At 43.5% G+C, this 2482-nt stretch carries 3 protein-coding genes; all 3 read left to right on the top strand.

The annotated features are described in order from the left end of the window. Positions 1 to 700 (top strand): magnesium-protoporphyrin IX monomethyl ester (oxidative) cyclase (acsF, locus tag H6S82_RS28855; protein ID WP_191057148.1); only part of this gene is annotated, 700 nt, incomplete at its 5' end. A gap of 257 nt (positions 701 to 957) precedes the next feature. After that, positions 958 to 1701, top strand: coding sequence for a hypothetical protein (locus H6S82_RS28850; protein WP_199315604.1), 744 nt, complete (start codon positions 958 to 960; stop codon positions 1699 to 1701). 83 nt (positions 1702 to 1784) lie between these two features. Next, positions 1785 to 2348 (top strand): Uma2 family endonuclease, encoded by a 564-nt coding sequence (locus H6S82_RS28845; protein ID WP_190474422.1) that lies wholly within the window; start codon positions 1785 to 1787, stop codon positions 2346 to 2348. Positions 2349 to 2482 lie beyond the last annotated feature (134 nt).

The raw sequence follows: 2482 nt of genomic DNA, 5'->3' as shown, positions 1-2482 counted from the left end.
GTCGCGAGATGAGGCGCGTCATTCTGGCTTCTTGAATAAAGCATTATCAGATTTCCATCTTTCCCTAGACTTGGGATTTTTGACCAAGAGTAAAAACTACACTTACTTCAAACCCAAGTTTATTTTCTACGCGACTTACCTGTCCGAGAAAATTGGTTATTGGCGCTATATCACAATTTATCGCCATTTGGAAGCTCATCCCGAAGATCGGATTTATCCAATTTTCCGCTTCTTTGAAAATTGGTGTCAGGATGAAAACCGTCACGGTGACTTCTTCGATGCGATGATGAGAGCGCAACCCGACACTTTGAACGATTGGAAGGCGAAGCTGTGGAGTCGTTTCTTCCTGCTGTCGGTATTTGCGACGATGTATCTCAATGATATCCAGCGGGCTGGTTTCTATGCTTCGATCGGTCTGAATGCGCGGGATTACGATATCCATGTGATCGAGAAGACGAACGAAACGGCGGGACGGGTGTTCCCGGTAATTCTGGATGTGAATAACCCAGAATTTTACCAGCGTCTGGATACCTGCGTAGAGAATAACGCGAAGTTGACTGCGATCGCCAATTCCAAGACACCGAAGTTCCTGCAATTCTTCCAGAAGTTGCCTTACTATGTGTCGAATGGCTGGCAGCTGCTACGGCTATATTTGATGAAGCCGATCGATGTAACTAATCTGGAAGGAACTGTGCGTTAGTTTTCATTTGTTGCTCCTTGATTACTTCGGTTCTGCCAAGAGCAGAACCTTTTTTTTAACGCAAAGGAACGCAAAGGTTTACGCAGAGTTACGCAGAGGAGTAGCAGGAAGACAGAAAAATAAGATAAGCTAATGGCATTGCATCGACGCATAGATGGAAGTGGCCAAAAAAAATCGCTCGGACAAAAACTTCCTCTGCGTGCTTTGCGAAAACCTCTGCGTTCCTTTGCGTTAAAAATATAAAATCTGTACTGAATATGAAATTAAATTACTGGGTTTTATTAATAAGCAGTTGCTTGACGCTGGGAATAACACCTGCTTGGAGTCAAACGGAACCAGAAACAACACCTGCCCAAACAGAAACAACACCGACACAATCAGAAACAACACCTACTCCCAATGCGAGGGATTTAGATTTAAGTCCGGAAATCATACAAAACAGTCCGGTTTTGCAACGCTGGATGCGTAAGATACCGAATGTTTTGGAGGATATCAAGAACGACCCCAGTTTTCGGACGCGGTTGCGGTTCGGTTATACTGATTTTGCCGCCACTGATAACGGAGATGGTGTAACTGTTGGCGTAGAGGATATTTTTATCGGTAGGACTGGTTTCACGGTAAGCGGGGATTTTCAGACGACTTTTGATGGCGATCGACAAAATTTCGGCGGAGATTTGCGTTACTATATTCTACCATTAGGGGGTTATATTAATGTAGCGCCTGTGTTAGGTTATCGCCATTTAGAAACCGATAGTTATACTACAGATGGATTGCTCGTTGGCGCTAAATTACTGTTAGTTTTATCTAGAGGCGGTGCGGCAGATATTTCTTTAACTCAGAGTTGGGTATCGCCCGGTACGAATGAAGAAGTGGGTTTGACAACCCTTTCGGCGGGTTATGCAGTTACTCGCAATGTTCGAGTATCGACCGATCTTCAGCGGCAAAATGCGAAGCAAGATAAGGATACTCGTGTAGGGATTGTGTTGGAATGGATGCCTTGAAAATTACCGTAATTTGATAACTTTAGCAGACGATCGCACTCAACTGTAACAAATTTATCTTGGCTTTTTGGGAATTAGTTCAAATGGTACAAATACCATCGCCAACCCTCACATTGGAAGAGTTTCTGAAACTACCAGAAACAAAACCCGCTAGCGAGTACATTGACGGACAAATAATTCAAAAACCGATGCCCCAAGGAAAGCACAGTACGATTCAAACCGAACAGGTTACTGTTATCAATGCTGTCCTAAAACCTCGGCGAATTGCACGGGCTTTTACCGAATTGAGGTGTACCTTTGGCGGACGATCGATCGTACCGGATGTGTCGGTGTTTGTTTGGGAGAGAATACCTCGCGATGAGAATGGCGAAATTGCTAACGTTTTTCAGTTAGCGCCGGATTGGTCGATCGAAATTTTATCGCCGGAACAAAGCCAGACCAAAGTAACTAAAAACATTCTTCACTGTTTGAAATACGAGACACAAATGGGTTGGTTAATTGACCCAGATGAAAAAACAGTATTTGTTTATCTTCCCAGAGAACAACCGGAAGTATTTGACGAACCAGAACAGCAGCTTCCCGTACCTTCCTTTGCTAGCGAGTTACAGTTAACTGTAGGAGAGTTATTTAGCTGGCTTTTGGAGTAGAGAAAATTCAAGATGGGGAAACTGGAAATTCTGTATCTTTGTGTTGTTCGAGGTTTTTCAGCCTTACCGCATCTATTTAGTGCTTGGCTGCTTCTATCTCGTAACATTTTAAAATAAGTGATTTAAGGTATGCA

The organism is Planktothrix sp. FACHB-1355 (assembly GCF_014748295.1).
GTDB classification, from domain to species: Bacteria; Cyanobacteriota; Cyanobacteriia; order Cyanobacteriales; family Aerosakkonemataceae; genus Aerosakkonema; species Aerosakkonema funiforme_A.
Note: the sequence above shows the minus strand (reverse complement) of the source record. Positions and strands in the feature narration are given on the sequence as shown.